Source organism: Bacillus sp. FSL K6-0993, assembly GCF_037977205.1.
In the GTDB taxonomy this organism is placed as follows: Bacteria; Bacillota; Bacilli; order Bacillales; family Bacillaceae; genus Bacillus; species Bacillus subtilis.
The window spans coordinates 340951-365253 of record NZ_CP150275.1; the positions used below are offsets into that span (position 1 = coordinate 340951).

Sequence of the window (24303 nt, forward strand, 5' to 3'; positions counted from 1 at the left end):
CTCCGCTCATGTTAAGCTGCCTTTCTTATGATACCAGAAAAAAAAGGCACTGCTTGTTTGACGGAGGAGGGGAAAGGATCGTTTCACTTTGGTTAGGTTTCCAAAAAGCCGAGGAGGATACTGTCTGTTTCTGCAGCTTCTTTTCCGAGCCAAATCAGATGCCCCCATGAGTGAAGCAAACAGAGAGAAGCGCCACGAATGTGCTCTTTTGCATGATGTGCATGTGACAAGTCAACCAATCCATCATAAACACTTTGCATAATCAGCACGGGACATATGATGGCTTGCAGCTCTTTTGAAGAGACAGCGGCGGTTTGTGACAAGTCAAGCAGAAATCCTTCACCCGAGCGCTGCCGGCTGTTCATTTTCCGAAATGCTTCTATGTCTTTTTCATCCATCAAGGACTTGATTCGCTGAAACGGAATGGTGCTGAATTGGGGGCTCATAGCTTGAAACATCAAACGCGGGAAAGCGTTATTCAAAGAAGAAATCAGCTTCCATATCCACTTTTCCACCGGCGGGCGGAAGAGAATTCTCCCCAATTTATATTCAGTGTTTTTTGGAGTGAGCCACTCTTTGGTGACCGCGGATTGCAGGGTCAATGTATTTACTCTTTCCGGATAATGTGAGGCAAAGCATATGCCGCTCGGCCCTCCTGCTGAGATGGCGATCACATGGACACTATCGATTTGTAGATGATCTAATAATTTCACATAGAAACGGCAGGCGTTGGCAAGACTTTTTCCAATTTCTTTTGACGTTCGTCCATAGCCGGGCCTTGAAGGCGTAATGATGGAATACCCTTGCAAAATCAACGCTGTGTATCCGAATTCCTCGTAACAATTTGAATGCCCGCCATGCATGACAAGGATTGGGGTTCCCTTGCCTGTCACAGAATATTCTAGTGTACGGCCATAGAAGGTGATCGTTTCGACTCGTCTTTTCATCTGTTTCACCCATTTGTTTTTTGCCTATTATAGAGTTTTCAGCAATTGACCACAAGGTAGAAGAAATGAATAAACAAAGGCCCTTGAAATATGATATACTTTGTACTGATATTCATTCTCAATTAAAATTTTGATATAGATGTGAACGAACGGGAGGCAGGACGCATGGCTGAGAATCAAGAGGTATATGACGTTACGATTATAGGCGGGGGGCCGATTGGGCTGTTTACTGCTTTTTACTGCGGGATGAGGGAGCTGAAAACAAAGGTAATCGAATTTTTGCCGAAGCTCGGAGGGAAGGTGTCTTTATTCTTTCCTGAGAAAATCATTCGCGATATCGGCGGCATACCGGGGATTGCGGGAAAGCAGCTGATCGAGCAGCTGAAGGAGCAGGCGGCAACGTTTGATCCTGATATCGTATTGAATCAGCGTGTGACCGGGTTTGAACGCCTGGATGACGGCACCATTGTACTGACGGGTTCTGAAGGGGAAAAGCACTATACAAGAACTGTGATTTTGGCTTGCGGCATGGGTACGCTTGAGGTCAATGAGTTTGACAGCGAGGATGCGGCCCGATATGCGGGCAAAAATCTTCATTATGGAGTGGAGAAGCTCGATGCGTTTAAAGATAAGCGCGTGGTGATATCAGGCGGCGGAGATACTGCGGTTGATTGGGCTAATGAGCTTGAACCGCTTGCGGCGTCTGTGACTGTCGTTCATCGCCGCGAGGAATTCGGAGGAATGGAAAGCAGCGTGACGAAAATGAAACAATCATCGGTGCGGGTGCTTACTCCTTATTGTCTGGAGCAGCTGAGCGGCGATGAAGAGCGCATCAAAAGCGTGACGATTTGTCATACTGAATCAGGCCAAAGGGAAGATATAGAGGTTGATGAGCTGATCATTAATCATGGTTTCAAAATTGATCTCGGGCCGATGATGGAGTGGGGGCTGGAGATTGAAGAAGGCAGGGTGAAAGCCGACAGACATATGCGAACGAATCTTCCGGGCGTTTTTGTGGCGGGCGACGCGGCTTTTTATGAAAGCAAGCTGAGATTAATTGCCGGCGGCTTTACTGAAGGCCCGACAGCAGTCAACAGCGCTAAGGCTTATTTGGATCCTAAGGCTGAGAATATGGCGATGTATTCAACCCATCATAAAAAATTGGTACATAAATAAAACAGCCCTTGGGGGAAAGGGCTGTTTGCCATCAGCTGTGAAGGAGTTTTCTTTCCGCTTGTTGGTTTTGGATGAAAGCAAACAATTCATCCTGTTCTTGGATGGCTGTGAATCCATAAGCCCCGGCAGCTGAGTCATCGCCTAAACAGACGATAGGAGGCCGGCTTGCTGACGGTTCCGGCGACATGCCAATTTGTTCGCCAGTATTGATCAATTGCTGAACGGACAGCTTGTTCGGGCAAATGACCATGTGCAGCGGGGATTCACTGATGGTACGCTGAATCATGTGGGTGAACCGGTCATCTATGACGTTTTCATGAGTGATATAAAACGAACAGGATTCATGCTTTTGCATGTTTTCCACTGCATGGCGGCTCCCGACAACAAGACGTTTCTCTGAATCAGGCTCAATGGCGGTGACAAGAAAGCCCCGTTTCTCAAGCTCTGTCTTTGCTTGCTCAGATGCTGCACTCAGTTTGGCTGTCAACTGGCGGATATCGATTTTCTGAGAAGCCAGTGCTCTGAAAAATTCACAAACCGCCCGGCGCGATGTGAAAAAAACGTCTTCAAAGGTGCCAATCTTTCGAAGAATGTCTTCATTGACTGGCATGTTTTCGGTCCGCCATTTCGGCCACTCGATGACATCGGCGCCGGAATCGCGCAGCTTGTCTGCAAGCGGGTCTTCATCTTCGCCATGAGTCACAACCATCAAATGCCGTCCGATGAGCGGTTTGCTTTCAAACCAGCTGTGTGTTTGAAAGTTGACGATGTCTCCGATGACGATAATCGCGGGGTTTGTAATCTGGTGTTCCTGCACTTTTTGCTGGATGTTCTCAAGTGTTCCTTTCACACTCCGCTGGCGGCCCCACGTTCCCCATTGGATGACAATGACAGGGACAGAAGGTGATTTCCCGTATGAAATAAGCTGCTGGCAAATATAAGACAAGTTCTTGACACCCATGTAAAAAACAAGGGTTTGTACGCTTCGTGCAAGCCCTTCCCAGTCAAGGTTCGGCGTGCCTTTTAATGATTTATCATGCGCTGTAATCATGGCAAAAGACGATGCAAAATCCCGATGCGTGACGGGGATGCCCGCATATAGCGGCGCTGCAATTCCAGAGGTGATTCCCGGCACCATTTCATAGCGAATGCCGTGCTCATGAAGAGCATCTGCTTCCTCGCCGACTCTGCCGAATACGCTCGGATCTCCGCCCTTCAAGCGAACGACGGTTAACCCATTTAATGCTTTTTCAACCAGCAGGGCGTTAATTTCTTTTTGTTTCATAAAATGGCGGTCTGGCAGTTTTCCGCAATAAATAAACTGACAATCCGGTGATGCAAATTCGAGCAGCTTCGGGTTGGCGAGCCGGTCATATAAAATCACATCTGCTTCCTCGAGCGCCTGTTTTCCTTTGATGGTGAGCAGGCCTGGGTCGCCGGGTCCGGCTCCCACGAAATATACGATTCCGTTCTTCATGATCATGTCATCCTTCCGTCACTGTAAAAAATGAAGGACCACTAGAAAAGTGATCCGGTCTTTTGATCAATATACGAGATAAACATGTTCTCCTTCGATCAGCGTTTCATATGTTTTGACACATCCGTGGTCAGGTTCTTGGACGATTCCGTCTTCTAAGGAAATTTTCCAGTCGTGCATCGGGCAGAAAACATATTGACCGCTGACGATGCCTTCTGCCAGGACGCCGCCTTTATGCGGACAGCGGTTTTCGATGGCGCGGATGCTTCCGTCTGAAAGCTTGAAAACCGCGAGCTCCTTATCTTCAATATACACTGTTTTGCCTAATTGTTCAGGCAATTCTTCAATTTTTCCGATACATACTTTTGTTACGTCTTTGTTTACCATGTCCATTCCTCCTCAATGATTGTTTTTGTCATTATGATGTGGTCACGACATTTTCAAATAATTCTTTAGAGGTTTGTTTATCCTCTAAAAAGTCTTTCCACGGATCCTTGTGGACAGAGAGTGTTTCATTCATTCGGTCGTTAAGCTCCTGCCGCTTTTCCGGATCGTTTAACACGGATTGGACATGGGATAAACCGACGCGCTCAAGCCATGCGGACGTACGCTCCAGATAGTTTGCGGTTTCCCTGTAATATTGCAGGTAAGCGCCTGCGTATTCTAAGACTTCTTCATTTGTTTTCACCTTCATCAGCAAATCGCCGGCACGCAAATGGGTTCCGCCGTTTCCGCCGACATAAAGCTCCCAGCCTCCGTCGATGCCGACAACGCCAAGGTCCTTAATGCCGGATTCCGCACAGTTTCGCGGGCATGCAGACACGGCCATTTTGACTTTGTGCGGCGTGTTCAGCCCTTCGAATTTTTTCTCAAGCGCAATGCCCAGTGCCATGGAGTCTTGTGTGCCGAAGCGGCAGAATTGCTCGCCTACACATGTTTTCACTGTGCGGAGCGTTTTTCCGTACGCGTAGCCCGACGGCATATCAAGATCTTCCCATACCTTCGGAAGGTCTTCTTTTTTCACGCCGATAAGATCAATTCGCTGGCCGCCTGTCATTTTCACGAGCGGGATCTCATATTTGTCAACGACATCGGCAATCTTGCGCAAATCTGTGGAGTTGGTCACGCCGCCGTACATCCGAGGAACGACTGAGTATGTTCCGTCTTTTTGAATATTGGCGTGCATTCGTTCATTAACAAAGCGGGATGTCCGGTCATCCTCGTATTTGGTTGGATTGATCATGCCTAAGTAGTAGTTCAGAGCGGGCCGGCATTTGGAACAGCCTTCTGGTGTTTTCCAGCCGAGCACATTCATGATTTCTCTTGTATGTGACAGCCCTTTGGCTTTTATTTCTTCTACGACTTCATCTCTCGACAATGTGGTGCAGCCGCAAATGGCTTCTTTTTGCGCTGACGCATCAAAGTCTGATCCGAGCGTATGCTGGAGGATTTCTTCTACGAGCGGCTTACAGCCTCCGCATGAGCGGGATGCACCAGTGCATGCTTTGATTTCGTCCGTTGACGAGCAGCCCTTTTCCTGTATGGCTTGAATAATCGCACCTTTTGACACGCCGTTGCAGCCGCAGATGATTTCATCGTCGCTCATCGCTGCGGTAATGCTTGTGCCTGCTTCTTGGCTGAGAGGCTGTAAGATTGATATTTTAGAGGTTTCAGAGATATCGGCTTCTTTTTGAATCATAGAAAACAGGCGATTGCCTTCACTGCTGTCGCCGAATAAAACAGCACCGACAATTTGATTGCCTCTCAGGACGATTTTTTTATAGATGCCGTCCTGCTCATCGAAGACTTTAATCGCTTTTTTCTCCTCTGATTCGTTAAAGTCACCGGCAGAGAAGACCTCGACGCCTGATACCTTTAACTGTGTGGAGAGAACGGAGCCCTCATACGGTTTTGTTTCGATGCCGCAAATATGCTTTGCCAGCACTTTTGCCTGTTCATAGAGCGGCGCCACAAGCCCGTAGGCGATTCCGCGGTGCTCGGCACATTCGCCGACCGCGTAAATGTGCGGGATTTCAGTCTGCATATAATCGTTGACGATGATGCCGCGGTTAACCGGAATGCCGCTCTCGGCCCCGAGTGTTGTATTCGGACGAATGCCGACAGCCATGACGACTAAATCAGCTTCAATGCTTGTGCCATCTTTGAAGCGGAGGCCTTCGACACGGTCATCACCGACAATTTCTTCGGTTTGCTTTTCAAGTAAAAAGGTCATACCTTGTTTTTCTAACTCGTTTTGCAGCAGGCGTCCTGCCGTTGCATCAAGCTGGCGCTCCATCAGGAATGGGGCGAGGTGGATGACGGACACGTCCATGCCGAGATTCAGCAGTCCGCGAGCTGCTTCCAAACCAAGAAGTCCTCCGCCGATGACGGCTGCTTTTTTATATTGTTTTGACGCGGCGAGCATTGTGTCTGTATCTTTTATATCCCGGAAAGCTGTGACGCCTTTTTTGTCTGCGCCCGGAATCGGAAGGATAAAAGGGAGCGAGCCTGTTGCCAGGATCAATTCGTCGTAAGGCTGGATTCTGTCTGCATCTGTGATGACTGTTTTGTTTTCCGTGTCCACTTTGATGACTGTTTCATTTGTATACAATTGAATGTTGTTTTCTTTGTACCAGTCCCAATCGTTTAACGTAATATCTTTAATATCTGTATCGCCTTGAAGCACTTTTGACAAAAGGATTCGGTTATAATTGGGATGCGGTTCGGCACCGAAAATTGTGATCTGAAACTCGTCTTTAGCAACACTCAGTATCTCTTCAATGGCCCTTACCCCGGCCATTCCATTACCAACAAGAACTAGCTGTTTTTTTCCCATCAGATGATCCGCTCCTTATCAATGTTTTTTCCAGCGTAGCACAGCAAAAAGGAATATTTAAGATACATGTTATAAAATGTAACAAAATATACGAAAAGTTCTAAAAATTTTATGAAAAATTTAAATAGGTCTGATTCGGACGGCACATACCTTAAAACCGGGCATTTTACAGGCTGGATCTAAGGCTTCCCCGATTAAATCATTCACATTTTGAGCGTCTGCCCAATGGATGGGAACAAAAACGGTATCTTTTCTGATTTGTTCTGATAATTTGCTGCGGACGGTGATGCTTCCCCGCGGCGATTCTATTTTTACCAGTACACGGTCCTCGATATTGTAGGTCGCTGCTGTTTGCGGATGGATTTCCATAAACGATTCAAAATGTCTCGCGGCAAGGGCGGCGCTTTTTCTTGTTTGGACGCCTGTTAAGTAGTGAGACATGACTCTGCCTGTCGTTAAATAAAGCGGATAATCGGCTGTCGGATTCTCTTTTGGAACAGGCGGTTCGTTTGGAATCACACTTAATGCCGCTTTTTGATCCGGATGAGCAAATGATTCTGTAAACAAGCGCCGAGTTCCGGGATGATCAGGTTCCGGACACGGCCAATGAATGCCGCCTTCACGTCTGAGCCTGCCGTATGAGATGCCTGAATAATCGGCAATCCCGCCTCGGCTCGCTTCTCTCAATTCATTAAAAATATCCTCCGCTGACGTATAAGAAAAGTAGCGGCCCTTGCCGAGAGCGGATGCGAGATCACAAATGATCTGCCAATCATGCTTTGCTTCGCCGGGACATGGCCGGCTTGCTTCTCTTAATGTCACGCGTCCTTCTACATTTGTCATGGTGCCTTCATCTTCTAAGTAAGAGGAGGCGGGTAAAATCACATCTGCGTATTTCGCAGTCTCAGAAATAAACAAATCGATTGCAACAAAGAATGTCAGTTTCCTTAAAGCCTTTTTCACGAGATTCGCATTTGGGCTGGAGACAGCAGGATTGGAGCACATGAGGAACAATCCTTTGATGTCGCCGTCGTTGATTTTTTCCATCATTTCATAGGCTGAGACACCTTTTCGCGGCAGATCATCCTGATGGATTCCCCACACTTTCGCAACATGTGCCCGGTGTTGTTCGTTTTCAATAGATCGATAGCCCGGAAGCTGATCGGCTTTTTGGCCATGCTCTCTTGCACCTTGCCCGTTGCCTTGTCCGGTGATCGCCCCGTAACCTGAGTAAGGCTTGCCGATTTTTCCTGTGATCAGCACCATGTTTAAGAAGCCTTTCACAGCCGCTGTTCCATCGGTTTGCTGTTCAATCCCGCGGGCTGTAAACAGCATGCCGGATGTTTCCTTGGCAAACTTTACAGCAGCTTTTCTTATATCCACCAGCGGGACACTCGTCTGTTCGGCGATGTCATTCAGGTCCAACGAGTCAGTATGCTGCTTCAGCTCTTCGAATCCATTTGTTCGTGATTGAATGAAATCCTCGTTTATAAGCTGTTCGTCAATGATGATTTTGACGAGGCCGTTGGCAAGAGCGGCGTCTGTGCCGGGTTTGATTTTCAGATGAAGATCGGCGATTTTTGTTGTCGCTGTTTCACGCGGATCAATGGCAATGATGTAAGCTCCGTTTTCTTTCGCTTTTTCAAAATATGGCATAATCGTAGGCTGGCACTCCGCGATATTGGTGCCGGCCAGAATGATCACACGGGTGTGGGGAATGTCTGATAAGGGATTCGTTAAGCCTCTGTCCGCGCCGAATGTTTGGTTGGCTGCGGTTGCTGCGGCGGACATACAAAGCCTCCCGTTGTAGTCGATGTATTTTGTCTGTAAGCCCACCCGTGCGAATTTCCCTAACAAATACGCCTCTTCATTTGTAATCGAGGCGCTTCCGTATACCGCCATGGCGTCATGGCCGTGTTCTGCCTGGATCATCGTCACTTGGTCTTTCATGTAATTCAATGCTTCTTCCCAGGAAACAGGGATAAACTCGCCGTTTTTCTTCAGCAGAGGGCGGGTGATGCGAGAGGAGTTCAAGGCATGCTGGTGAGCATTCATGCCCTTCATGCATAGCCGACCCTGTGTTGTAGGATTATCAATCCCGATCGCAGTGTATTTTTTGCGCGTGACGATGGTTTGTTCCACGAGCTGCATTTTGCACTGCATGCTGCAAAACGGGCATTGAGTGTCATATGTTTTTTCTGATTGGACGTCTTGCTGTTTATCACGGAAATATCTAAGCAGTCGTTCAGTCAAAATGCCTCATCCTTTCTTATATGCGCCCGTCTCTACAGTCGGGTTTTGAATCAGTGACAGATCTGTTTGGAGGCTTTCCAGCAGCTGTGCCCTTAGGTCTTCTTCGAATAGCACTTCTCTGATATGAACGATCCCGAGACGGTCTATCCACTGATGAACAGCTTCTAAGTAATGAGCCGTTTCCCGATAATACTGGATCAGTCCTTTGATCATGCCGGCAGTGCTGTCTTCATTCTCAGTCACGCAAAACAGAGCTCCTGAACGGGCATGAGTTCTCCGGACGCCGCCGATGTAAATGTCCCATCCAGCTTGTGTCCGAATTGCGCCGACATCTTGCAGGGCGGCATCGGTGCAGTCTGTTTCACATGATAAGCTGATAGAAATGGGAGCGGGTAAGGGAAGCATCTCAAGTTGTCTTTCGATTTGGGCTGCCAGCTGCTGAATCGATCGATTTTGCCCGCATGTACATGCTTTGATGCTTTGCAGCGCGTGTCGGTGTTCATTGGTGTAAACGGGCATTTTCAGGTCTTTTTTTATATTCGGGAGATCCGCAGGCTTGATCCCGGAAAGCTTCAGCCTTTGGCCGTGAGTGATGGATACGTCGGGAATGCTGTATGCCTCAATGATGTTGGCGATGGTTCTTAGCTGCTCCGCGTTTGTCCGTCCGCCGTACATTTGCGGAATCAGGATGCATGCCTCTTCAGTGGCTGGCTCCGGCTGGACAAACCCGGGGTACAGCATTTCCAGATAGTATTGAATCGCAGGAACACAAGTACTGCATCCTTTTTTTGTTTTCCAGTCAAGCTGGTTCATCACTTCTGCCGGATTAGTGAATGGCCTGCGCTGAAGCTCAGCGATGATGTCGTCTTCTGTAAAATCAGTACAGCTGCAAAACGAAAGTGTGCCGGCGGGCTTCGTATATTCGCTGTTGGTCATGTACCTCAAAAGGTCTTCAACGAGCGGTTTGCATCCTCCGCAGGACCCAGAGGCTTTGGTGCAGTGCTTGACTTCCTCAACAGTTGTTAAGCTTTTCGTGTTCACCGCGTCTTCAATCGCGCCTTTCGTCACTGTGTTGCATTGGCAAATCGTTTCACTGGAAGGCATGGATTCAAATAAAGTGCCGCTTGTCTCCGGTTCGATGATCTGCTTTTTGACAATGGAGATGTCTCGTTGTTTAAGCAGGCTGTCGAGAAGCCACTGCTTGTCACGGGTGTCTCCAAATAAAATAACGCCGGCCAGTTTGTCATCTACAAAAAGTGCTTTTTTATAAATTCCTGCTTGTTCGTCGTAGATTTTGATGCTCGTCGTGCGTTCATCCTCTTGGATCTTTCCTGCTGACCACACATCGATTCCAGCTATTTTTAACGCCGCAGATGGTGCTGAGCCTTGATATTTCTCACATGGAACGCCGCAAATATGACTGGCGAGAGCTTTTCCCTGCTCATAAAGCGGTGCCACCAATCCGTACACCGTTCCGTTATGCTCAGCGCATTCACCGACGGCGTAGATATTCGGTTCGCTTGTCTGCATGAAGTCATTCACGATGATCCCGCGGTTCACTTTGATTCCAGCGGATACAGCCAATTCAATATTCGGTCTGACGCCGGCCGCCATCACAATCAAGTCTGCTTTTAATGAAGAGCCATCTTTAAAATGGAGTCGGTCTGCCTTCGTGGTGCCGGAAATGGAGACGGTGTCTTTCTCCAAAAGAAAGGTTAGGCCTTTTTGTTCCAGATCTGTTTGCAGCAGCCGTGCCGCTGTTTGATCGAGCTGTTTTTGCATAATGCCGGCGGAGTGGTGAATGACGCTGACATCCATACCAAGATGCTGTAAACCGACTGCAGCTTCCAGTCCTAATAAGCCGGCTCCGATTACCGCAGCCTTTTGAAAGTGCTGGGCCATGTTCATCAGCGCTTGGCAGTCTTCTATTGTCCGAAATCCATAGACGCCTTCTTTGTCTGCCCCGGGGATAGGGAGAATATGAGGGGAGGAACCTGTTGCCACAATGAATTTGTCATAAGACAGGATGCGCTTGCGATCCGTTATGACCTGCTGCTGATCTGTATCAATTTGAATAACCGTTTCGCCTGTGTAAAGCGTGATCCCGTGCTTGTCGTACCAATCCTTGCTGTTCAGTGTAATATCATCGAGTGACGCTTCACCCTGCAATACAGAGGATAAGAGAATGCGATTGTAATTGGGATGCGGCTCGCTGCCGAAAATGACAATCTCAAACATGTGGCGATTCAGCTTTAATACTTCTTCAATACAGCGGATTCCGGCCATGCCGTTTCCCGCTAACACCAATCTTTGTTTCTTCATGTATCAGACCTCCTTTGGCGAAGCTCGTAAGTTTTCTCCTATTAAAAATTATGTCACAATGCACTGTTAACGCATTAAACGTGTCACAAAAACTTACACATGTCTTTTCCAGAAAATAATGGTCCTATATCCTTGATTCAGAAAATGTAAAATAATGAGGGTCTAGAAAGGGGAATCTTATGAAGCTGTCGGAACTGAAAACTAGCGGTCATCCACTCACGTTGCTCTGTTCCTTTTTATACTTTGATGTCAGTTTTATGATATGGGTTATGCTTGGAGCGCTGGGTGTTTATATTTCTCAGGATTTTGGCCTGTCTCCTTTTGAGAAAGGGCTTGTCGTAGCTGTGCCGATTTTATCTGGATCTGTGTTTCGTATCATTCTTGGTATTTTAACGGACAGAATCGGACCGAAAAAAACGGCAGTGATCGGGATGCTGGTGACGATGATTCCGCTGCTTTGGGGGACATTCGGCGGCCGTTCCCTGACTGAGCTGTATGCCATCGGGATTCTGCTTGGCGTGGCGGGGGCAAGCTTTGCTGTAGCGCTGCCTATGGCCAGCCGCTGGTATCCGCCTCATTTGCAGGGACTTGCGATGGGGATTGCTGGAGCGGGGAACAGCGGCACGTTGTTTGCAACCCTGTTTGGCCCTCGTCTGGCAGAGCAGTTCGGCTGGCACATTGTCATGGGAATTGCGCTTATTCCATTATTGATCGTCTTTATTCTTTTTGTATCCATGGCAAAGGATTCTCCTGCACAGCCGTCTCCCCAGCCGCTCAAAAGCTATCTGCATGTGTTCGGGCAAAAGGAAACATGGTTTTTCTGCCTGCTGTACAGCGTCACATTTGGCGGATTTGTCGGGCTCTCAAGCTTTTTATCAATTTTCTTTGTTGATCAATACCAGCTGTCAAAAATTCACGCGGGCGACTTCGTTACATTATGTGTGGCGGCGGGGAGCTTTTTCCGGCCTGTCGGGGGCTTGATTTCGGATCGTGTCGGCGGCACGAAAGTTCTTTCTGTACTGTTTGTCATCGTGGCACTGTGTATGGCCGGAGTCAGCAGCCTGCCATCTCTTTCAATGGTTATTGTTCTATTGTTTGTCGGAATGATGGGGCTCGGAATGGGTAACGGTGCAGTATTCCAGCTCGTGCCGCAGCGTTTTCGCAAAGAAATTGGCATGGTGACGGGAATCGTCGGTGCGGCCGGAGGAATCGGAGGGTTTTTCCTGCCGAACATCTTAGGATCTCTCAAACAGATGACAGGCACATATGCTATCGGTTTTATCACGTTTTCCTGTATCGCGCTGCTGGCGTTTGCACTTGTGCTTGCCGCAGGCTATTACTGGAGAAAAAGCTGGAGCGCGGAAAGCAGCCCGGCGGATGTTTAGGGTTTTGACAGACACGCGTTTGTGCGTGTCTTTTTTATTTTCTCTTGATTTTCAACAATGAACCGATCAAAATAAATAGTAATTATTACGATTTATTAGCGAGAGGAGTTTTCTGAATGAATCAACATACGCTGCTCCCGAAAAAAACGGAGCGTCTTCAATACTTTGGATCGGTCAGTCCGATCAAAGGCGAGAAACCAGTGGAAAAAGAGAAAATGAAGGACCTGCAAAATATCAGGAAGGATTATTTTTTTGACATTCAGCATGTAGGTGTCGCTAATGTGTCCCATCCCGTCACAATCACTTCAGCCATGACGCCTGCCGAGCAAACAACGGCTGCGAACTTTACAATGACTTGTAATTTGCCGAGAAATCAGAAGGGGATTAACATGAGCCGGTTAACAGAGCTGCTGCAAGTCTATCATCAAAACGGCTGGATTCTCTCATTTTTCTCTCTTCAGCAATTTACGAAAGAGCTTGCAGAAAACATGGACACATCATCTGCCACAGTTGAAGTGAGGTTTCCGTGGTTTTTCGAACGGAAAAGCCCGAAGCTTGAGAAAGCGGGTTTGATGCATGCTGATATATTCATGTCTGTCACCTATCGCAAAGATCAGCCGTTTAAACAGCGAGCCGGCATCTCAGCAAAAGTAACGACTCTGTGCCCTTGCTCCAAGGAAATCAGCGAATACAGTGCCCATAATCAGAGGGGAACGGTCAGCATTTGGGCAGATATTCACCCGGCCGCATCGCTGCCAAGTGATGTTAAAGCTGATTTGCTTCACGCCGCAGAATCAAATGCTTCTGCGAGACTGCATCCGGTATTGAAGCGGCCTGATGAAAAAGCCGTGACAGAAACGGCCTATGAAAATCCGAGGTTTGTTGAGGATCTCGCCCGGCTGATTGCTGCAGATTTGTTTGAGCTTGAATGGGTGTCAGCCTTTGAGATTGAATGCCGCAATGAAGAATCGATCCATCTCCACGATGCCTATGCGAAGCTGTGTTTTTCGAAGGAAGTGGATAAAATATGAAACTCTCATTATTCATTATTGCAGTTCTTATGCCAGCCTGCCTGCTGTCAGCCTGCTCCGATCATGCAGAAGAACACGCAAGTATCAATACAAAGAAAACGGTCGAAAACATAACGGACGTTCGAAAAACAGCAAAAACAAGCATTGATTGGACAAAGCCTTCGGGCGGAGAATACCCGGATATTAAACAGAAGCATGTCTGGATTGATGTGAATGTGAAGGAGCAGAAGGCTTACATCAAGGAAGGAAGCAACACCATCTATACAATGATGATCTCTTCTGGTCTTGATCAAACAAAAGATGATGCTACGCCAAAGGGCACCTTTTATGTAGAGCCTGAACGGGGAGAATGGTTTTTCTCCGAAGGATACCAGGAAGGCGCAGAATACTGGGTATCATGGAAAAATCACGGTGAATTTCTATTTCATAGTGTGCCAATGACTAAGGATCAAAAAGTCATCAAAACGGAAGCAGAAAAACTAGGAACGAAAGCATCTCACGGATGTATCAGGCTGACCATTCCAGATGCGAAATGGGTATTTGAAAATATCCCTGAACATACAAAAGTGGTGATCAGCTGAATTGAAAAGCCATTGACAAAAAGGAAAAAAGACCATACAATTTAAATCGTAACAATTACGTTTTGTGATAAATGGCTTATCATTGTCTGTGCATCTGTGAAAAGCGGAAAGGCATCGATTAAGGATCTTGCTGTCGGCAAGGGGCAGGGATTTGGGAAAAGGATTAAACGCGGTTGGAGCCTTTACGGATTTAGAAATCGGGCGGCAACGCGAATGTTTTCGGAGCGCGAAAAGCTGCTCTACACCATTGTACATACGGCGAAGTATTCAATTTAAATCGTAATCATTCTATTTTAATGGAGGCACTATTATGAAAAAAATTCCGGTTACCGTACTGAGCGGTTATCTAGGTGCAGGAAAAACAACATTGTTGAACAGCATTCTGCAAAATCGCGAAGGCTTGAAAATAGCGGTTATCGTAAACGATATGAGCGAGGTGAACATTGACGCGGGTTTGGTTAAGCAGGAAGGGGGCCTTTCCAGAACAGATGAAAAGCTTGTGGAAATGTCAAACGGCTGCATTTGCTGCACGCTTCGCGAAGACTTATTAATAGAAGTTGAGAAGCTGGCAAAAGACGGACGGTTTGATTATATCGTCATCGAATCGACCGGAATCAGCGAACCGATCCCGGTGGCCCAGACTTTCTCTTATATCGATGAAGAGATGGGAATCGATCTTACAAAATTCTGTCAGCTGGATACGATGGTGACAGTGGTTGATGCCAACCGTTTTTGGCATGATTATCAGTCAGGCGAAAGCCTTCTGGACCGCAAAGAAGCATTGGGGGAAGAGGATGAAAGAGAAATCGCCGACCTCTTGATCGATCAAATTGAGTTTTGCGATGTACTGATCTTAAATAAATGTGATTTGGTCAGCGAGCAAGAGCTCGAACAGCTTGAAAAAGTTCTTCGTAAACTGCAGCCAAGAGCCAAGTTCATTCGTTCTGTCAAAGGAAATGTAAAACCGCAGGAGATTTTGCATACAGGGTTATTTAACTTCGAGGAAGCGAGCGGATCGGCCGGCTGGATTCAAGAGCTGACGGCAGGCCATGCGGAACACACCCCGGAAACAGAAGAATACGGTATCTCTTCATTTGTATATAAGAGACGTTTGCCGTTTCATTCTACACGGTTTTATCAATGGATAGATCAAATGCCAAAGAACGTGGTTCGTGCCAAAGGAATCGTCTGGTGCGCATCTCATAACAACCTCGCTTTGCTGATGTCTCAAGCAGGTCCGTCGGTTACGATTGAGCCTGTATCTTATTGGGTGGCGGCGCTGCCGAAGCTTGAGCAGGAGCAAGTCAAACAGCAGGAGCCGGAAATCCTGGAGGAGTGGGACCCGGAGTTCGGCGACCGCCTAACGCAGCTAGTTTTTATCGGAACTGACCTGGATGAAGAAACGATCACGAAAGAGCTTGATCAATGCCTGCTGACTGAGTATGAATTTGATTCCGACTGGTCGCTGTTTGAGGACCCGTTTAAATGGAAGCTGAATCAATAGAAAAAAAGCCGTCCCCTGGGGGAGCGGCTTTTTTTAATGAAACGTTTGTTTAAACATAATGAGCGTATTTTTTCTCAAGGATATTCTGAAAGACCGCGGCAATGGAGCAGATGGCCCAATAAATGAGAGCGGTCAGAATATACATGGTTATATAATCAAACTCTCTGCCCCCGATGATTTTCGCATGCTGGAGCAATTCCGGCACTGTAATCATCGCAGCGAGAGAGGACGCCTTGATTAAGTCGAGCAATACATTGGCAAGCGGAGGCAGCGCAATACGTATCGATTGCGGCAAAATGATGCCCCTCATCGTCTGCCAATAGGAAAGACCCAGCGAGGATGCGGCTTCCCACTGCCCTTTTTCGACGGATGAAATGGCTGAACGGTTAATTTCCGCAATGTAGGCGGCGCTGTTTAGGCTAAACCCCATTAAAGCAGCCGTGACAGCGGAAAATTCAATGCCGATATAAGGAAACCCGAAATAAAGGATAAACAATATCACCAAAATCGGAACGCCCCGCATAAATGAGATATAGAGCTTCGCCGGCCATCTTAACAAAGCAAGTTTAGACATTCTGGCGAGTGATATAAACAGGCCGATCACAGTTCCCGCAAACATGCTTACAAAAGAGATGAGCAGTGTATACCCAATGCCTTTTATGACATAAGGGAACGATTCAATAGCCAGCTTCGTGTTGAAAATATATTCCCATTGAATGCTATTGATCATGGCGTCCGATTACAAATCAACGTCCTGAACGTCGGCATCAATTTTTTTTGATACATCTGCTTTATTGAAGAATTGTTTCGACAGTTTAGTCAAAGAGCCATCCTTGCTCATCTCTCTCAATGCTTCGTTCATCTTTTTCTGAAGTGCCGCATTGCTTTTTTTCATGACAAGGGCCTGTTTGTTCGGCATGTACTTGATGTCAGGATGAATTGTAATGTTGAGATCCGGGAATGCCGCGAGCGCAAGTGTCTGCAGGTAATAGTCGTTTAAAATGACGTCAGTGCGTCCGTTGGCAACATCTTTTAAATATTGCTCATTCGTCGCATTATCATAAATCACTTCTTTGGCGCCGTATTTTCTCGCGACCTCCATGTAGACGGTTGTAGCCGCGCCAGCCGCTTTCTTCCCTTTTAAATCCTTAAGCGTTTTAATCCCGGATATATCGTCTTTACGGACGATTGCCGTGCCGTATGAATATTTATATGGAGTAGAAAATGCGAACTTCTTCTCGCGGTCCTTCGTCATATCGATGTCATTCGCGGCTGCGTCAACCTGTCCGCTGTTCACCGCTGTCAGCATCCCGTCAATGCCCATCTCCTTGAACTCAACCTTCAGCCCCAAGCGTTTTGCCGCTTCACGAACAACTTCAACCTCGTAGCCCGTCAGCTTATCGGAGCCTGAGTCAGTATCGTGATAAGAAGTGGGATAGAGCGTACCTGATGTAGCGACTACGATTTTCCCTTTGTCCTTGATTTGCTCCCAGCCTGTATCCTTGGAATCGGATTCATTTTTGCCGGAACAGGCTGCCAATATAAGAAAGAAAGCCATTGTGAAACTGAATATAACGGCTTTGGAATGCATGAATGATTTCACCTATAGTTCCCCCAATCTGTTAATCAACTAAAAAGATAGCATTGAACATAAGGGGTTGCAATATGTTGATGACGTTTTCAAAAAGTTCGAATTGTGTATACAAAAGGCATAGTGGGTGTTTAAAAGCGTCTATGAAGGGAAGAGGTGATGAAAAAAGGAGTTGTCCAAGGATGATTGCCCGACGTACCAAGGAAACACATGTGGACGTGAAGGATGCAGTAGATCCGTTATTCCTCTATGCCAATACCGTAAGAAATGGTCAAGAAGCATGAAATCGATCTTCAGAATAAATTTAAGTCTTGCTGATGCCCCTAAGGCATATGATATATTCGATGAGAAAGAAAACGGAAACATTTAAACCATAATGGGGGAGTCAAATGAATATTTACAAACCAGCCGGATTTTGGATCAGACTTGGAGCTGCATTGTTAGACTATATTATAGTCTCCGTGCCGCTTTTGCTGATCTATTGGCTGATTACAGGAAAAGACCCAAACGACAGCATGTTCATCAGTTTGGTTGTTCTGCTGTATTCTATTTTGCTGCCGGTGTTTTGGCGCGGTTATCTTATCGGAAAAAGGATCTGCGGAATCAGAATCGTAAAAAAAGACGGATCACAGGTCAGTCTGTTAACAATGTTTTTACGGGTTATTGTAGCCGGCCTGGTTTACTGTATAACCTTCGGACTCGGCTTGATCGCCAGCCTGATTCTGATTGCCGTACGAGAAGACAAACGGACCCTGCATGATTTAATCGCGGGAACATATGTCACTTATGCGACACCAGGTGAAGAAGAACTTAATGCTGACGAAGAGATTAGAAAGAGCGAATAATGGTTCGCTCTTTTTATTTTTATGCATAAAAAATACAAGGCAGCAAAACATATGAAAAATAGGATTGGAGGAATAAGCTGGATGAAACGAATAACCATCAACATCATCACAATGTTCATTGCAGCGGCTGTCATTTCTCTGACCGGTACAGCTGAGGCCGCTGAAAAACAGCAGCAGCCTCCCGCAAATGTTACACTGACAGATCAGCAAAAGAAAGAGGTTGAACAACTGGAAGCAGAGATTCTTAAAAAGCGCAAAGATGTGATCTCAAAGTATGTACAATACGGTGTCCTGCCTAAAGAAAGAGGAGAACACATCAAAAATCACTTGGATAAACACTTTGAAATGATGAAACAAAACGGCTTTGTTCCAAAGCATCATCCTCATCCGCATAAATTTGAAAAAAGACATTAAGATGGAAAGCATCCAATGGGAATTGGGTGCTTTTTTATTGTTAAAAGTTACTGAATGAATTTTCCGAAAAAATATATCGCTTTTGTTGATTATATCTTATAATAAGATATAAATGGGGTGTATAATGATGGAAATGGATTTAATCTCTAAACTTAATCAGCAGTGGACAGATATTTATTATTTATTACATTATCAACATAAAGATAATATTTCTCACCAGGCAATACGGATTATGCAGCATATTGAAAAGCAAGGTGAGGCGACAATAGGAGCTTTGGCTGAATACTTGTCTGTCTCTCACAATACAGCGTCAGAGCATACTAAACGTTTGATTCAAAAGGGATTTATAGCTAAACGGCGAAGTCAACAGGATGAACGAAAAGTTTTAGTTTTCTTAACACAAGAAGGAAGATCTGTTCTTGAACAGCACACACAGCTAGATAAAGAGAAATTAAAAGAAATAATTGAACGAATGAGCACATCAGAAAAGGAATTACTTGAACAGGCATTTGAACTTTTAAGTAGGGAAGCTAAACAATGGCAGTTTTAAGTAAAGTAATCATCTCTGCGTTGATTATCGGTTTTGTTACTGAAATATCAAAAAGACATCCGACCTATGGCGGCATCATTGCCGCTTTGCCCTTGGTCAGTTTATTAAGCCTTTTTTGGATGCAAATACAAGGTGAAAAAACAGCTCAATTAAGTCAATTTGCATCTGGTGTGCTTACAGGAATCCCAGCTACAGTTTGTTTACTAGCTATTTTGGCTTTTTTGCTGAAAATTCATGTGCCGTTTTGGTTTGCATTATGTGTTGGAATACTAGGATGGGCTATGTTTTTATGGATGCAGAAGATCTTTCTCAATATATTATTTAACTGAGTATAGAAAGGAGATGCTATGTTTTTAAAAAAGGTTACTCTTCTTCGAGATAAGATTTTGGACTTTGACAGATTTCCTTTTACTATCCCAGCTATAAGTCAATTAAATGACATCTTATTTACTAGCCAAGTGACTTTTTTTGTGGGGGAAAATGGATCTGGAAAATCTACTTTGCTTGAAGCGATAGCAGATAAGTGTGAATTCAATACAGCGGGCGGAAGCCGAAATAATGTCTATGAATTACGGGAGTCAGATTCCCATTTAGGAGATTACATACGTTTATCTTGGCTTCCAAAGGTAACAAATGGCTTCTTCTTAAGGGCTGAATCGTTTTATCATCTTTCTCTTCATCTGGATGAGATGGAACTAGATGCTCCTCAGCCATACCGTTCCTATGGAGGGAGGCCGCTACACAATCAATCACATGGAGAGTCCTTTATGTCTCTATTCCGTCATCGTTTTAAAGAGAAAGCGATTTACCTTTTAGATGAGCCAGAAGCAGCACTTTCTCCAGCTAGACAATTAGCTTTTTTGAGAGTTATACATGATTTGGTGAAGGGCGGAAATGTACAGATGATCATTGCGACTCACTCCCCAATCCTACTGGGCTATCCCAATGCTAATATTTTAAGCTTTGATGGTGGAAGAATACATCATATTGAATATGAGAATACAGAGCATGTTCAATTAACACGATATTTTCTTGGACAAAGAGAAAAAATATTAGCTGAGCTGTTCCGCGACTAACATCGAGTTGATATGAAACGCGTTTCATAGCCTATGATAGGTTTATCAATAATTCAGGAGTGATAAACACTATGATCCACCAGCATCCAGAATCTTTTCCGAAACATTTTTTGTGGGGCTCTGCTTCTGCAGCGTACCAGATTGAAGGCGCTTGGAATGAAGATGGCAAAGGCCCTTCTGTTTGGGATGTGTTTACGAAAATACCGGGCAAAACGTTTAAAGGAACCAATGGCGACATTGCGGTTGACCATTATCACCGATTTAAAGAAGATGTCGCTCTGATGGCTGAGATGGGGTTAAAAGTATATCGATTTTCCGTCAGCTGGCCACGGGTTTTTCCAAAAGGAAAAGGAGAGATCAATGAAGCAGGTCTAGCGTTTTACGATAGACTGATTGATGAATTGCTTTCTCATCACATCGAGCCGGTTCTGACTTTATATCACTGGGATTTGCCTCAAGCGCTTATGGACGAATACGGCGGGTTTGAATCCAGAAACATCATAGAGGATTTTAATCACTACTGTATTACTCTTTATAAACGTTTTGGAGACAGGGTGAAATATTGGGTTACGTTAAACGAACAGAACTACAATTTTAATCACGGATTTATTACAGCCATGCATCCGCCTGGAGTGAAAGACAGAAAACGATTTTACGAAGCAAACCATATTGCGTTTCTGGCTAATGCAAAAGCCATCGAATCATTTAGAGAATATGTGCCTGAAGGCAAAATAGGTCCTAGCTTTGCTTATTCTCCGGCTTACCCTTTATCAAGCCATCCAGAGGATATACTGGCATTTGAAAACGCCGAAGAATTTATGAACAATTGGTGGCTTGACATGTATTGCTGGGGAACCTACCCGCAAATTCCATTCCGCTACTTGGTAAAACAGGGATGGGCGCCGACAATCGAAGCAGGAGATATGGAGCTGCTTGCCAAAGGGAAGCCTGATTTTGTAGGTGTCAATTATTATCAGACGATCACCTATGAACGAAATCCGCTTGATGGTGTGTCTGAAGGGAAAATGAATACGACAGGCCAAAAGGGAACCAATCAGGAGACGGGGATACCCGGAGTGTTCAAAACGAAAAAAAATCCGCATCTGACAACGAGCAACTGGGATTGGACAATTGACCCAATTGGGCTGCGTATCGGTCTTCGCCGAATTACAAGCCGCTATCAGCTTCCAGTGTTTATAACAGAGAACGGTTTGGGTGAATTTGATAAAGTTGATAACGGCACTGTACAGGATGATTATCGAATTGATTATTTACGTTCGCATCTTGAGCAATGCAGACAAGCCATCAGTGACGGTGTCGATTTAATCGGCTATTGCAGCTGGTCGTTTACTGACCTGTTAAGCTGGCTGAACGGCTACCAAAAAAGATACGGATTTGTATATGTCAATCGTGATGAAGAAAGCACATGCGATTTAAAACGCTTGAAGAAAAAAAGCTTTTATTGGTATCAAGATGTCATCAAGACGAACGGAGAAAGTTTATAAAGAGTCCCTGAGAGTTATTCTCTCAGGGGTTTTTCATTACACAGAAACAGCATCAATAATATAAGTGTCGGCGTGCAAATCTGACATTTCAGCCGGCACAGTCCAGCATGTCAATTGATAGTCTCCTTTAGGCAGATCAAAGGACAGTCTTTTAGACATGATGCTTTCAATATGAATTCCGTTTTCTGTGACATGAAAAGGAACAGTCACTTTTGTTTCGTAGGAGTTTACTGTTTCTGAACTGTTCAGGCGCAAAAGAATAAAGGCCTTTGTATTTCGCTGTGCCTCAAAGGAAATGGCTCCGTCTGCCGCAGCATATCCTTTTTCAATCGCTTCGTCAGTCCAATCCATTACAGGAGGTGTAGAATCCTTTTGAAATACAGTAAATTGATGATATGAAATAGAAAGTTCTTGCGGCTTCCATGATTTGATCAATGTGCTGTTCCTCCTCTATGTACTGTTTACTGAATTGTGAATAAAACCTTTGTGCCGTCTGGGTAATCGGTAAGCTGATGCCCGACCCAAGAGCCTGCTCCGCGGTTGTCAGCGGGAGAAATGTATTCTACAGAAGCTCCCTCACCGCCTTCTTTGCACATGGCCATTGGCCATTCATCTCTGTCATACCCCTTTTTGGAAGGTACGTCCTTTAATGATTGCTCGCGGCGTTCTTCAGCTCCGTCTCTGTCAATAGTGCACACCTCTGAGTGCCCCTCATTTATCGCATCCTTAATATGCTTGGCAGTTTCGGGATACCGGTCAGATGGGAAGGCGATTGTTTCATCATATTCTTTCGTTTGAGACGTTTTTTGATCAGCTGAGAAAAAGTCTCCTTTTATCAGGCCGACAGCTGCAGCTGCTATGATGACGATGACGAGAAGTATCGTTTTTATGATGTCCGTCGTGATGTTCACCTCCCGCTTTTAAAACTGACACAAGAGTAATCCAGAAAGCATTTGGTGTAAAGGTTTAAATTTTATGTTTTACGCTCAGTTTATTGCAGAAATCGTAATTTTAGCAGGTCGAAATATTTGTTTTCAGCAAAATACGATTGCCAATTTACAATAATGATAGTAAGTCATCAGCCGTTTTCGGCTTGATTAATCATTTTAAATTGGCTTATGATACCGGTAAGCTCCTCAGCTAATTGAGAAAGCGTTTCAGAAGCTGCGGTAATCTCCTCCATTGCAGCAAATTGCTCCTCTGTTAATGCAGCCGCTTGCCGGGTATTTTTAGTAGATTCTTTAATGTCGGCCGTATTGGCTGCAAAGGAATCATTTATTTGATGTGCACTGGCTGAAATGTTTGTTACAGATGATGATAAATCACTGATCTCGGCGCTGATTTCACCTGTTGCAGCTGCAATTTCCTTAAATGCATCTCTGGTGCGCTGGATCATGGTGACTCCTTCTGCAGCTTCTGTTTTCACATGCTCAACAGATCTTGCAGACCGGTTCATATCCTTTTGTATTTCTATGATCAGTTTTGAAATCTGTCCCGCAGACTGTTGAGACTCTTCTGCTAATTTCCGTACTTCATCAGCAACAACAGCAAAGCCTTTTCCTTGTTCACCGGCTCTGGCAGCTTCAATCGCTGCATTCAGCGCAAGCAGGTTTGTCTGATCGGCAATTTGGGTGATGACCGATAAAATTTGCTCAATTTGTTTAGAGCGGCCGTCTAACTGGTGTATGATTTCTCCGCTTTTCTGAATTGACTGGTGAATCGCATCCATTTGCGCCTGTACATTTGCAATTTCCTTTTGCCCAATGTCTGCTTTTGATTGAGCGAGCTGCCCTTTGTCAGCGATAGCGGCAGTATTTGCAGAAATATCCCGGATGTCTGCTGAAGCTTGTTTTAATGAGCTTTCACTGTTTTCAATTCGGGCGATCTGATCTTGGGCTCCATTTGCAATCTGCTGTACAGCTTCTGTGATCTTTTCTGAAGCTTGATTTGTTTCCTCTGCTCCGGCTGAGAGCTGCTGAGAGGCTGACGCAAGCTGAAGGGCTGATTGTTGTACGGTTTGTATGGTATCGTTCAGCTTTATTCTCATCTTATTATAATAGTTGCTTAGTTCTGATAGCTCGTCACCGGTTTTGTCTGACACCTCTATTGTCATATCTCCGTTTCCGGCACTTTCAAAGGCGCTTTTTAAAGAGTTCAGCCGCTTATTGATTTTTCTGGTGAAAACCAAGACAAGGATGACTGATACCATAATGACGATAACAAGAACGATAGCGAATTGAGTGAAAAGTGATTGTGTAAGTGATGCTAAAATACTTTGATTAGCTCCGGTATACAGCATGCCGATGATGTTCCCATTTTGATCTTTTAAAGGCATGTATGCAGTCTGATAAGAAGAACCTGCTACATCTGCTTGTCCGTAAAAACGCTTTCCTTTCTTTAAAACAGCGGCAATAACTTCAGAAGAAGCCTGGGTGCCGACAGCTCTTTCGCCATTCTTCATGACATTGGTTGCAACACGAGTATCGCCTTGGAAAATGGTAATTGTATCACCTGTTTTTTCACCAAGCAGATCAACAATATCTTCATTTCCATTGATTTGTGTTTGCCCTTTATAGAGCTTATTGTTTTTCACCTGCCAGTCGCCTGACACGACATCATCAATATAAGTGCTGCTTAAAGCGAGATCACCTTTCGCTTTTTCAGTTGCCATTTGTTTCATGCTTTCTGTAATTTCCTTAAGCATCACAGTGCCAACTGATGCCGAAAACAAAAGAATCACCACGAAAACAAGGCAAAGAATTTTAGTTCCTAGCTTCATCTTAAGTCGTTTTATCAACATAATTCCTCCT

23 protein-coding genes and 1 pseudogene are annotated in these 24303 nt (G+C 45.3%); 13 read left to right on the forward strand and 11 right to left on the reverse strand.

Translation table 11 applies throughout. The features are described 5' to 3' along the window. Positions 1 to 92: 92 nt before the first annotated feature. Positions 93 to 947, reverse strand: a complete 855-nt coding sequence (locus tag MHH79_RS01850) for an alpha/beta hydrolase (RefSeq protein ID WP_309529883.1) — start codon at positions 945 to 947, stop codon at positions 93 to 95. A 165-nt stretch (positions 948 to 1112) separates the two neighbouring features. On the opposite strand from MHH79_RS01850, the gene ffoR reads away from it, so the two are divergent. Then, a complete protein-coding gene (ffoR, locus tag MHH79_RS01855; RefSeq protein WP_015482773.1) occupies positions 1113 to 2123 on the forward strand; it encodes a ferredoxin--NADP(+) reductase in 1011 nt (336 codons plus the stop codon). Positions 2124 to 2154: 31 nt separating this feature from the next. On the opposite strand, the gene cobA is transcribed toward ffoR, so the two are convergent. From cobA to nasB, 5 genes are all read right to left on the reverse strand, one after another. Continuing rightward, positions 2155 to 3606 carry a uroporphyrinogen-III C-methyltransferase gene (cobA, locus tag MHH79_RS01860; protein ID WP_340034954.1) on the reverse strand — a complete coding sequence of 484 codons (1452 nt, stop codon included), beginning with the start codon at positions 3604 to 3606 and terminating at the stop codon, positions 2155 to 2157. A 60-nt stretch (positions 3607 to 3666) separates the two neighbouring features. Continuing rightward, the gene (gene nirD, locus MHH79_RS01865; RefSeq protein WP_003246252.1) at positions 3667 to 3987 is read right to left on the reverse strand and encodes a nitrite reductase small subunit NirD; all 321 of its coding nucleotides are present in this window, start codon (positions 3985 to 3987) and stop codon (positions 3667 to 3669) included. Between the two features lie 31 nt (positions 3988 to 4018). Then, a complete protein-coding gene (nasD, locus tag MHH79_RS01870) occupies positions 4019 to 6436 on the reverse strand; it encodes an NADPH-nitrite reductase (RefSeq protein WP_063336032.1) in 2418 nt (805 codons plus the stop codon). A 120-nt stretch (positions 6437 to 6556) separates the two neighbouring features. Beyond that, positions 6557 to 8689 (reverse strand): assimilatory nitrate reductase catalytic subunit, encoded by a 2133-nt coding sequence (gene nasC / locus MHH79_RS01875; RefSeq protein ID WP_340034955.1) that lies wholly within the window; start codon positions 8687 to 8689, stop codon positions 6557 to 6559. Positions 8690 to 8695: 6 nt separating this feature from the next. Then, positions 8696 to 11011 carry an assimilatory nitrate reductase electron transfer subunit NasB gene (gene nasB, locus MHH79_RS01880; protein ID WP_340034956.1) on the reverse strand — a complete coding sequence of 772 codons (2316 nt, stop codon included), beginning with the start codon at positions 11009 to 11011 and terminating at the stop codon, positions 8696 to 8698. Positions 11012 to 11190: 179 nt separating this feature from the next. Between nasB and MHH79_RS01885 the strand changes: the two genes are divergently transcribed. From MHH79_RS01885 to zinU, 5 genes and pseudogenes are all read left to right on the forward strand, one after another. Further along, a complete protein-coding gene (locus MHH79_RS01885; protein ID WP_003246358.1) occupies positions 11191 to 12396 on the forward strand; it encodes a nitrate/nitrite transporter in 1206 nt (401 codons plus the stop codon). 116 nt (positions 12397 to 12512) lie between these two features. Then, complete coding sequence (gene folE2 / locus MHH79_RS01890; RefSeq protein WP_063336035.1) at positions 12513 to 13427, forward strand: GTP cyclohydrolase FolE2; 915 nt, start codon at positions 12513 to 12515, stop codon at positions 13425 to 13427. Beyond that, a complete protein-coding gene (locus MHH79_RS01895; RefSeq protein ID WP_063336036.1) occupies positions 13424 to 14008 on the forward strand; it encodes a L,D-transpeptidase in 585 nt (194 codons plus the stop codon). Before folE2 ends, MHH79_RS01895 begins: the two co-directional genes overlap by 4 nt. A 96-nt stretch (positions 14009 to 14104) precedes the next feature. Then, positions 14105 to 14291 (forward strand): annotated as a pseudogene (locus MHH79_RS01900) (hypothetical protein). Positions 14292 to 14318: 27 nt separating this feature from the next. Next, positions 14319 to 15512 carry a zinc metallochaperone ZinU gene (gene zinU / locus MHH79_RS01905; RefSeq protein ID WP_024572175.1) on the forward strand — a complete coding sequence of 398 codons (1194 nt, stop codon included), beginning with the start codon at positions 14319 to 14321 and terminating at the stop codon, positions 15510 to 15512. 49 nt (positions 15513 to 15561) lie between these two features. On the opposite strand, the gene MHH79_RS01910 is transcribed toward zinU, so the two are convergent. Together MHH79_RS01910 and MHH79_RS01915 are read right to left on the reverse strand one after the other, a co-directional pair. Beyond that, entirely contained in the window at positions 15562 to 16242 is a 681-nt protein-coding gene (locus tag MHH79_RS01910; RefSeq protein ID WP_100506676.1) for an amino acid ABC transporter permease, read from the reverse strand. 9 nt (positions 16243 to 16251) lie between these two features. Beyond that, on the reverse strand, positions 16252 to 17115 hold the full coding sequence (locus tag MHH79_RS01915; protein ID WP_309529878.1) for a transporter substrate-binding domain-containing protein: 864 nt from the start codon (positions 17113 to 17115) through the stop codon (positions 16252 to 16254). Positions 17116 to 17275: 160 nt separating this feature from the next. On the opposite strand from MHH79_RS01915, the gene MHH79_RS01920 reads away from it, so the two are divergent. The 7 genes from MHH79_RS01920 to bglC all read left to right on the forward strand — a co-directional run bounded on the left by MHH79_RS01920 (position 17276) and on the right by bglC (position 21493). After that, on the forward strand, positions 17276 to 17473 hold the full coding sequence (locus MHH79_RS01920; protein WP_120363256.1) for a hypothetical protein: 198 nt from the start codon (positions 17276 to 17278) through the stop codon (positions 17471 to 17473). 19 nt (positions 17474 to 17492) lie between these two features. After that, positions 17493 to 17948, forward strand: a complete 456-nt coding sequence (locus MHH79_RS01925) for an RDD family protein (RefSeq protein ID WP_024572178.1) — start codon at positions 17493 to 17495, stop codon at positions 17946 to 17948. An 81-nt stretch (positions 17949 to 18029) separates the two neighbouring features. Continuing rightward, complete coding sequence (locus tag MHH79_RS01930) at positions 18030 to 18362, forward strand: YckD family protein (RefSeq protein ID WP_047182065.1); 333 nt, start codon at positions 18030 to 18032, stop codon at positions 18360 to 18362. A gap of 127 nt (positions 18363 to 18489) precedes the next feature. Further along, the gene (locus MHH79_RS01935; RefSeq protein WP_174616579.1) at positions 18490 to 18912 is read left to right on the forward strand and encodes a MarR family transcriptional regulator; all 423 of its coding nucleotides are present in this window, start codon (positions 18490 to 18492) and stop codon (positions 18910 to 18912) included. Further along, complete coding sequence (locus MHH79_RS01940; protein WP_032724911.1) at positions 18900 to 19241, forward strand: DUF3147 family protein; 342 nt, start codon at positions 18900 to 18902, stop codon at positions 19239 to 19241. The genes MHH79_RS01935 and MHH79_RS01940 overlap by 13 nt, the downstream gene beginning before the upstream one ends. Before the next feature lie 18 nt (positions 19242 to 19259). Next, on the forward strand, positions 19260 to 19988 hold the full coding sequence (locus MHH79_RS01945) for an AAA family ATPase (RefSeq protein WP_021481826.1): 729 nt from the start codon (positions 19260 to 19262) through the stop codon (positions 19986 to 19988). 71 nt (positions 19989 to 20059) lie between these two features. Next, positions 20060 to 21493 carry a 6-phospho-beta-glucosidase gene (gene bglC / locus MHH79_RS01950; RefSeq protein WP_047182066.1) on the forward strand — a complete coding sequence of 478 codons (1434 nt, stop codon included), beginning with the start codon at positions 20060 to 20062 and terminating at the stop codon, positions 21491 to 21493. A gap of 36 nt (positions 21494 to 21529) precedes the next feature. Here bglC and nin read toward each other — a convergent pair whose 3' ends face one another. The 3 genes from nin to tlpC form a co-directional block, all read right to left on the reverse strand. Next, positions 21530 to 21928 (reverse strand): DNA-entry nuclease inhibitor, encoded by a 399-nt coding sequence (gene nin, locus MHH79_RS01955; RefSeq protein ID WP_015252845.1) that lies wholly within the window; start codon positions 21926 to 21928, stop codon positions 21530 to 21532. 26 nt (positions 21929 to 21954) lie between these two features. Then, a complete protein-coding gene (nucA, locus tag MHH79_RS01960; protein ID WP_014475770.1) occupies positions 21955 to 22404 on the reverse strand; it encodes a DNA-entry nuclease in 450 nt (149 codons plus the stop codon). A 167-nt stretch (positions 22405 to 22571) separates the two neighbouring features. Beyond that, complete coding sequence (tlpC, locus tag MHH79_RS01965; RefSeq protein WP_047182067.1) at positions 22572 to 24293, reverse strand: methyl-accepting chemotaxis protein TlpC; 1722 nt, start codon at positions 24291 to 24293, stop codon at positions 22572 to 22574. Positions 24294 to 24303: the final 10 nt, after the last annotated feature.

What these genes read in the sequence shown, in the direction of transcription:
- nirD (WP_003246252.1), bottom strand. Translation starts at nt 3,987, where the DNA reads ATGGTAAACAAAGACGTAACAAAAGTATGTATCGGAAAAATTGAAGAA.
- MHH79_RS01945 (WP_021481826.1), top strand. Translation starts at nt 19,260, where the DNA reads ATGTTTTTAAAAAAGGTTACTCTTCTTCGAGATAAGATTTTGGACTTT.
- ffoR (WP_015482773.1), top strand. Translation starts at nt 1,113, where the DNA reads ATGGCTGAGAATCAAGAGGTATATGACGTTACGATTATAGGCGGGGGG.
- MHH79_RS01885 (WP_003246358.1), top strand. Translation starts at nt 11,191, where the DNA reads ATGAAGCTGTCGGAACTGAAAACTAGCGGTCATCCACTCACGTTGCTC.
- MHH79_RS01850 (WP_309529883.1), bottom strand. Translation starts at nt 947, where the DNA reads ATGAAAAGACGAGTCGAAACGATCACCTTCTATGGCCGTACACTAGAA.
- MHH79_RS01930 (WP_047182065.1), top strand. Translation starts at nt 18,030, where the DNA reads ATGAAACGAATAACCATCAACATCATCACAATGTTCATTGCAGCGGCT.
- MHH79_RS01895 (WP_063336036.1), top strand. Translation starts at nt 13,424, where the DNA reads ATGAAACTCTCATTATTCATTATTGCAGTTCTTATGCCAGCCTGCCTG.
- MHH79_RS01925 (WP_024572178.1), top strand. Translation starts at nt 17,493, where the DNA reads ATGAATATTTACAAACCAGCCGGATTTTGGATCAGACTTGGAGCTGCA.
- bglC (WP_047182066.1), top strand. Translation starts at nt 20,060, where the DNA reads ATGATCCACCAGCATCCAGAATCTTTTCCGAAACATTTTTTGTGGGGC.
- nasD (WP_063336032.1), bottom strand. Translation starts at nt 6,436, where the DNA reads ATGGGAAAAAAACAGCTAGTTCTTGTTGGTAATGGAATGGCCGGGGTA.
- MHH79_RS01940 (WP_032724911.1), top strand. Translation starts at nt 18,900, where the DNA reads ATGGCAGTTTTAAGTAAAGTAATCATCTCTGCGTTGATTATCGGTTTT.
- folE2 (WP_063336035.1), top strand. Translation starts at nt 12,513, where the DNA reads ATGAATCAACATACGCTGCTCCCGAAAAAAACGGAGCGTCTTCAATAC.
- zinU (WP_024572175.1), top strand. Translation starts at nt 14,319, where the DNA reads ATGAAAAAAATTCCGGTTACCGTACTGAGCGGTTATCTAGGTGCAGGA.
- MHH79_RS01910 (WP_100506676.1), bottom strand. Translation starts at nt 16,242, where the DNA reads ATGATCAATAGCATTCAATGGGAATATATTTTCAACACGAAGCTGGCT.
- MHH79_RS01935 (WP_174616579.1), top strand. Translation starts at nt 18,490, where the DNA reads ATGGAAATGGATTTAATCTCTAAACTTAATCAGCAGTGGACAGATATT.
- nasB (WP_340034956.1), bottom strand. Translation starts at nt 11,011, where the DNA reads ATGAAGAAACAAAGATTGGTGTTAGCGGGAAACGGCATGGCCGGAATC.
- tlpC (WP_047182067.1), bottom strand. Translation starts at nt 24,293, where the DNA reads ATGTTGATAAAACGACTTAAGATGAAGCTAGGAACTAAAATTCTTTGC.
- cobA (WP_340034954.1), bottom strand. Translation starts at nt 3,606, where the DNA reads ATGATCATGAAGAACGGAATCGTATATTTCGTGGGAGCCGGACCCGGC.